The 7129-nt window shown below is 66.9% G+C and carries 6 protein-coding genes; 5 read left to right on the top strand and 1 reads right to left on the bottom strand.

The genetic code is table 11. The annotated features are described in order from the left end of the window. Positions 1-130: 130 nt before the first annotated feature. On the bottom strand, positions 131-730 hold the full coding sequence (locus A2J02_RS13340) for a DUF3000 domain-containing protein (protein WP_068050617.1): 600 nt from the start codon (positions 728-730) through the stop codon (positions 131-133). 125 nt (positions 731-855) lie between these two features. Between A2J02_RS13340 and hemE the strand changes: the two genes are divergently transcribed. The 5 genes from hemE to A2J02_RS13315 are packed head-to-tail and all read left to right on the top strand — an operon-like array spanning position 856 to position 7017. After that, positions 856-1929, top strand: a complete 1074-nt coding sequence (gene hemE, locus A2J02_RS13335; protein ID WP_176460500.1) for a uroporphyrinogen decarboxylase — start codon at positions 856-858, stop codon at positions 1927-1929. Then, complete coding sequence (locus A2J02_RS13330) at positions 1926-3281, top strand: protoporphyrinogen oxidase (RefSeq protein ID WP_068050616.1); 1356 nt, start codon at positions 1926-1928, stop codon at positions 3279-3281. Before hemE ends, A2J02_RS13330 begins: the two co-directional genes overlap by 4 nt. Before the next feature lie 4 nt (positions 3282-3285). Beyond that, positions 3286-3981 (top strand): hydrogen peroxide-dependent heme synthase, encoded by a 696-nt coding sequence (hemQ, locus tag A2J02_RS13325; protein WP_068050615.1) that lies wholly within the window; start codon positions 3286-3288, stop codon positions 3979-3981. Then, entirely contained in the window at positions 3978-4682 is a 705-nt protein-coding gene (locus A2J02_RS13320; RefSeq protein WP_176460466.1) for an HAD family hydrolase, read from the top strand. Before hemQ ends, A2J02_RS13320 begins: the two co-directional genes overlap by 4 nt. Positions 4683-4695: 13 nt before the next feature. After that, a complete protein-coding gene (locus A2J02_RS13315; protein WP_179272006.1) occupies positions 4696-7017 on the top strand; it encodes a molybdopterin-dependent oxidoreductase in 2322 nt (773 codons plus the stop codon). The last annotated feature ends 112 nt before the right edge of the window (positions 7018-7129 follow it).

The raw sequence follows: 7129 nt of genomic DNA, 5'->3' as shown, positions 1-7129 counted from the left end.
TATGCCGTCAGCCGGGGCCAGTAGCGGAACGGCGACAGGCTCGTTCGCCTCGTCGTCCGGCGTGGTCTCGGGAGAACTCTCGGCTGACATGAGATGTGACTCTAAGCCCTGCGGGTGGAAGGACCGCCCACTATGTCCGGCTGGAACTGCGCTGGCCGAGGGTGGTGATGCCCGCAGGCGGCAAACCGGCGGCGTAGGCGAGCACCTCGCAGAACGCCTCGACGTGCGTCGAGAGGTCCTCGGACGTGGCCGTCCACGAGGCGCGTAGTTCGAGCTGGTGGGCCTTGGGTGGCCCGGCGATGTCGCCGTAGCGCACCGAGCTGGTCGAGGTGACCGTGCCGCCGAGTGCGTTGAGCGGCTCCGAGCGCGACTCCAGCGCGTCGACCAGCCAACTCCAGCCGACCTCGGGGAGCAGAGGATCGTCGGCGAGGGATTCGTCCACGTCCGCTTGGATGTACGCGACCAATCGGAGGGTACCGTTCCAGGCCTCGGCACCGTCGGGGTCGTACAGCAGGATCAGGCGGCCGAAGGCGTCGCCGTCGCTCTGTTCGTCGATCCGGTCGGATTCCGGATGCTTGACCTCGGCCCCGATCGCGTAACTGTAGGGAGCGAGTCGCTGCGGCGGCCGGATCGGACCGATTTCGATCGCCGGGTGTACCTGAGCCCGATGCATCGCGTCGATGGCGGCGCGGAACGGCGCAGGTTCGGCGGTGGATTGGGGTTCGGTCACGTCACCGGACGTTAGACGCGTCACGTTGCCTGGACGCGGAGGCGCGCCGGGCCGTGATGCAACCGAAGTCGGTGTGTCGCCCTTGGTGGCAGGAGCTTTCCTCGCGCGTGGCAGCATGGAACATGATGAACGCCGAACCGCACGCCACAGCCCCCGCCCGTCGAGAACTCCCGGACGCGCCGTTCCTGGCCGCGATCGCAGGTCGAGCTCCCTCGCGTCGGCCGGTGTGGTTCATGCGCCAGGCCGGTAGATCGCTCCCGGAGTACCGCAAGATTCGCGCCGGCATCGGCATGTTGGACTCGTGCTTCCGACCCGATCTCGTGGCCGAGATCACTCTCCAGCCTGTTCGTCGGCACGACGTGGACGCGGCAATTCTGTTCTCGGACATCGTCGTTCCGCTCAAGGCCGCCGGTATCGATCTCGACATCGTCGCTGGCACCGGACCGGTCGTCGCGCAGCCGGTGCGGTCGGCTGCCGATGTGGCCGCACTGCCGATCCTGACTTCGGATCAGGTGGAGCCGGTGGCCGATGCGGTGCGTATCCTCACCCGTGAGCTCGCCGGTACACCGCTCATCGGTTTCGCAGGCGCACCGTTCACCCTCGCGTCGTATCTGGTCGAGGGCGGCCCGAGTCGTAATCACGAGAAGACCAAGGCGCTCATGCGGTCCGATCCGGCGACCTGGCACGCCCTGCTCGACGCACTGGCCACCACGACGATCACCTTCCTGCAGGCTCAGCTCGCCGCAGGCGTCGACGCAGTGCAGGTGTTCGACTCCTGGGCGGGTGCGCTGTCCCTCGCCGACTACCGCGAGTACGTGCTGCCGCATTCGACGCGCGTGTTCGACGCCGTGTCCTCGGCCGGTGTACCGAAGATCCACTTCGGCGTCGGAACCGGCGAGTTGCTCGGGGCGATGGGTGAAGCCGGTGCCGACGTCGTCGGTGTCGACTGGCGAATCCCACTCGACGACGCCGTGCATCGCGTAGGCGGCGGCAAGGTGCTGCAGGGAAATCTCGACCCGGCGGTGCTGTTCGCCGGCTGGGATGCCGTCGAGGCCGAGGTTCGACGCATCACCGCCGAGGCGGATCGCGCGCTGGCGGCCGGTGCTCGCGGACATGTGTTCAACCTGGGCCACGGAGTGCTCCCCGACACCGATCCGGAGGTTCTGACCCGGGTGGTCTCGCTGGTGCATTCGTTGTGACGGTTCGGCGGTACGCCGTGGTCGGCGGCGGAATCTCCGGCCTCGTCGCGGCGTATCGCCTTCGGCAGTCCTGCGGGCCGGGTGCCGAGATCACTGTCGTCGAGGCGTCGTCGCGTCTCGGCGGCACGCTGCGCACCACCGCGGTCGGCGCGGACTCGCTCGACGTCGGTGCGGAGGCTTTCATCGGTCGACGTCCCGAAGTGCCGGCACTGCTGGCCGAGCTCGGTCTGTCGGATCAGCTGGTCTACCCGGCGCCGGTCCGTCCGCTCGTCTATTCCGGCGGTCGACCTCACGCGCTCCCGGTCGGCACTCTGATGGGCATCCCGTCGTCCGCCGATTCGGTACGGGATCTGGTGGACCCCGAGGACCTGCACCTCATCGAGACCGAGACCTCTCGGCCCTTCGCCTGGACCGCGGGTTCGGACGTCGGTGTGGCCGATCTCGTGGGCACCAGGTTCGGCTCCCAGGTGGTCAGCCGTTCGGTCGATCCGCTGCTCGGCGGCGTGTACTCCGGTTCGTCGAGCTCGATCGGCATCCGTGCGGCACTGCCCACGTTGGCTGCCGCGTTGGACGGTGGAGCAGCCAACCTGACCGAGGCAGTGCTGGCAGCGCTGCCCACCCCGTCGCCGGGGCCGGTGTTCGGCGGGCTGCGCGACGGTTACGCGGTGTTGCTCGATGCCCTCGTCGCTGCGACCGATGCCCGGACGGTGGTCGGTGCAGGCGTCGGTGAGATCCGCCGCGAGTCCGGCGGATGGTTCGTCGAAGGAGTCGGACGCGTCGACGGCGTGGTGCTGGCGGTCCCTGCGCCGATTCTCGGCCGGCTCATCGCCGAGGTGGCGCCCGCGGCGTCGCAGGCCGCGCGGAACATCGATCTCGCATCCTCGGTCGTCGTCGCGCTCGCTTTTCCCAAGACGACCGAACTTCCGCAGAATTCGGGAATCCTGGTGGCCACCGACGCGGGCTTGGACGTGAAGGCATTCACCCTGTCGAGCCGCAAGTGGCCGCACCTGGCCGAGCGTGACGCGGTACTGCTGCGGGCCTCGCTCGGCCGCTTCGGTGACACGACGGCGTCGGACCGATCCGACGCGGAGTCGATCCAGATCGCACTCGCGGATCTCGCGACGGTGGCGAACATCGATGCGCAGCCGATCGCTGCGACCGTGCAGCGCTGGCCGGGAGGCCTACCGCAGTACGCGCCGGGGCACCTCGATCGCGTCGCCGCCATCGAGGCAGGAGTCGCCGACCTACCCGGTCTCGAGGTCACCGGTGCCTGGCAGCGCGGTGTGGGGGTGCCCGCGTGTATTGCGTCCGCCACCACCGCTGCCGCCCGTCTGGTCGAAGTGGCACGATAGGGCCATGGCACGCCTCGATTACTCAGCGCTCAACTCGACTCTTCGCTACTTGATGTTCTCGGTCTACAAGGTCACGCCCGGTGTTCTCGGCGAGGATCGGGCCGCGGCCGCCAAGGAAGCGAAGGTGTTCTTCGAAAGTCGTGAAGACAAGGGTGTCGCGGTGCGCGGGGTGTACGACATCGCCGGTATGCGCGCCGACGCCGACTTCATGGTGTGGACGCACGCCGAGCGTATCGAGGACCTCCAGGCGACGTACTCCGATTTCCGTCGCACGACCGCGCTGGGCAAGGCGAGTACTCCGGTGTGGAGCAACACCGCGCTGCATCGCCCCGCCGAATTCAACAAGAGCCATGTCCCGGCCTTCATCGCCGGCGAGGATCCGGGCGCGTACATCTGCGTCTACCCGTTCGTCCGTTCGATCGATTGGTACCTGCTGCCCGACGACGAGCGTCGCACGATGCTCGCCGATCACGGCAAGGCCGCACGCGACTACAAGGACGTGCGGGCGAACACCGTGCCGTCGTTCGCACTCGGCGACTACGAGTGGATCCTGGCCTTCGAAGCTCCCGAACTCGATCGCATCGTGGACCTGATGCGCGACCTGCGGGCTACCGAGGCGAGGCGACACGTGCGCGAGGAGACCCCGTTCTTCACCGGCCCTCGGGTCGAGGTGGACGCGCTCGTCGAATCCCTGCCGTGACGACGACAGGCGCACCCGCGATCGAGGCCGTTCTGTTCGACTTCTCGGGCACGTTGTTCAGGCTCGAGGAGCACCCCTCGTGGTTCGACGGGATCCACGACGCCGACGGCACCCCCGTCGACGGTGCGGGAGCCGCGGAACTGATGCGCCGTATGACGGCACCGGTGGGGGAGACGGTCGAGTTCGACGATGCGACGCGTCATGCGTGGCGAAACCGAGACCTCGATCCGGCCCTGCACCGGCAGGCCTATCTGCATGTGCTCGCGCAGTCCGGTGTCACCGATCCGGCGCACGCACAATCCGTCTACGGTCGCGTGATCGACGCAGATTCTTGGACGCCGTACCCGGATACCGAAGCAGTGCTGAAAAAGCTCGCTGCCGAATCGATTCGGACCGGGGTCCTGAGCAACATCGCATTCGACATCCGTCCCGCGTTCGTCGATCGCGGTCTCGACAGGTTCGTCGACGAATTCGTGCTCTCGTTCGAGGTCGGTCACGTCAAGCCGCAGCCCGAGATCTTCCGGCACGCAGTGACGGCGTTGGGTGTGGACCCCGCGGTGACGCTGATGGTGGGCGACAGTGACGAGGCCGACGGTGCGGCACGAGAGATCGGATGCCACTTCGCTCTCGTCGATCCGGTGCCGACGTCGCAGCGCCCCGATGCACTACTGAAGGCGCTGCGCGAGTTCGGAATTCGATGACCGGGGTGGTTCGATGACTGGCGTGGCCGGCGTCCAGCACATGGGCCACTGGGGAATGTTTCGCGCCGAGTCGGACGGACGTGACGTCACCGCAATCCATCCCCAGGTGACCGACAGCAACCCTTCTCCGGTGTTGGGCAACCTCGTCGGGTCGGTGACCCATCGATCGCGCGTCACCTCCCCGGCGGTGCGCCGGGGCTGGCTCGAGCACGGGCCGGGGCCGACCGACACCCGTGGCAGTGACGAGTTCGTCGACGTCTCGTGGGACGAGCTCACCGATCTGCTGGCAGCCGAATTACGCAGGGTCGTCGACGCATTCGGCAACAAGGCCATCTACGGCGGGTCGTACGGGTGGGCGAGTGCCGGACGCTTCCATCACGCGCAGAGTCAGGTGCATCGCTTTCTCAACTGCATCGGCGGTTACACGCGATCGGTCCACAGCTACTCACTGGGCGCGACCGGGGTCATCATGCCGCACGTCCTCGGTGCGCATTGGAAGATGTTCTCGCGCTCCACCTCCTGGAACGTGATCGCCGCCCACACCGAGTTGTTGGTGGCGTTCGGCGGAGTTCCGGTGAAGAACACCGGCATCAATCACGGCGGTACGTCGGATCATCCGACCGTCGATTCGCTCGACGCGATGCGCGCCCGCGGTGGGCAGATCGTCACCGTGAGTCCGCTCCGCAGCGACATGAACGGCGACGCGCGCTGGATCGCCCCGCGGCCCGGTACCGACGTGGCGATGATGCTGGCTCTGGCTCACGTGCTCGCCGACGAAAAGCTGCACGACACAAAGTTTCTGGAGAAGTACTGCCAGGGCTACCCCGAGTTCGAGCGATATCTGCTCGGCATCACGGACGGAATTCCCAAGACACCGCAGTGGGCGTCGGCGATCTGCGGCGTCGAGGCCGCCCTGATCGCGGAACTTGCCCGGGAGATGGCGTCGAAACGCACGATGGTGACGGTCACCTGGTCACTGCAGAGGACGCGACACGGTGAGCAGGCCCCGTGGATGGGCGTGACACTCGCGGCGATGCTGGGCCGGATCGGCGTTCCGGGTGGGGGATTCGGGCACGGCTACGGGTCGATGAACGAGCCGGGTCTGGCACCGGTTCCGTATCCGTTGCCGACCTTGCCGCAGGGTGTCAATCCCGTTCCCGACCTGATTCCGGTCGCCGCGGTCTCGGACATGCTGCTGAATCCCGGTGCCGAATTCGACTACGACGGTAGGCGATTGACCTATCCCGACATCAAGATCGTCTATTGGGCCGGCGGAAATCCGTTCCACCACCACCAGGATCTGGGGCGGCTGCGTCGCGCTCTCGGTAGGCCCGACACCGTCGTTGTGCACGACCCGTATTGGACACCGATGGCCAAGCACGCCGACGTCGTCGTCCCGTCGACGACGTCGTTGGAACGATCGGATCTGAGCTGCACACGCAACGATCCCTTGCTCGTCGCGATGGAGCCGGCCGCCCCGCGGTACGCGGACTCCCGCGACGACTACGACACGTTCGCGGAGTTGGCTACGAAACTCGGTGTGGGGCAACAGTTCACCGAGGGGCGTAGCTCGCAACAGTGGCTCGAGCATCTGTACGAGCAGTGGCGCGGATATCTGCGCGCCGGGGGCGTCGATACTCCGGAGTACGACAATTTCCGTCGCGAGGGTTCGTTTCGGATGAAGACCGAGGACGATCTGACGTTCTTCGAGGATTTTCGACGCGACCCGGTGGGCAACGCGCTGCGCACCCCCAGTGGAAAGATCGAGATCTTCTCGGCGACCGTGGCGGGGTTCGACTACGAGGACTGCCGTGGGCATCCGATGTGGTTCGAGCCGCAGGAATGGCTCGGTGGACCCCGGGCGCAGCAGTTCCCGTTGCATCTGATCGCCAACCAGCCGCGCACCAGGCTGCACAGTCAGCTCGATCACGGTGCGGTGAGCCGTAACTCGAAGATCGAGGGTAGAGAGCCGATAAGAATGCACTCGTCGGCGGCCGGGGCCAGGGGAGTGTCGGACGGCGACGTCGTACGGGTGTTCAACGACCGTGGCTCGTGCCTGGCCGGTGTGGTTGTCGACGACGCGATGCTGAAATCGGTCGTGCAGTTGTCCACCGGGGCCTGGTACGACCCACTGGATCCGGCAGATCCCGATTCGATGTGCGTACACGGCAGCGTGAACGTGCTCACCGCGGACGAGGGCTCGTCGGCGCTCGCGCGCGGCTGCACCGGCCAGCACGTACTGGTGGAGATCGAACGCTACGACGAGCCGTTGCCGCCGATCACCGCGTTCGATCCACCTGCTCGGTCCGAGGTCAGAACACGACCCGAGAGATGATCTCGGCGACCAGCGCCGGCTTGTCCTCGCCCTCGATCTGCAACGTTCCTGCCGTCACCATCTGTAGCGCCCCGCCCGATACCTCTTCGACGGAGACGAGGGTGGTCTGCAG

Source organism: Rhodococcus sp. EPR-147 (genome assembly GCF_001647185.1).
Lineage (GTDB): Bacteria > Actinomycetota > Actinomycetes > Mycobacteriales > Mycobacteriaceae > Rhodococcoides.
Note: the sequence above shows the minus strand (reverse complement) of the source record. Positions and strands in the feature narration are given on the sequence as shown.

Excerpts from the sequence above, each read along its gene's own strand:
- hemE (WP_176460500.1), top strand. The coding sequence starts at position 856 with ATGAACGCCGAACCGCACGCCACAGCCCCCGCCCGTCGAGAACTCCCG.
- hemQ (WP_068050615.1), top strand. The coding sequence starts at position 3,286 with ATGGCACGCCTCGATTACTCAGCGCTCAACTCGACTCTTCGCTACTTG.
- A2J02_RS13315 (WP_179272006.1), top strand. The coding sequence starts at position 4,696 with ATGACTGGCGTGGCCGGCGTCCAGCACATGGGCCACTGGGGAATGTTT.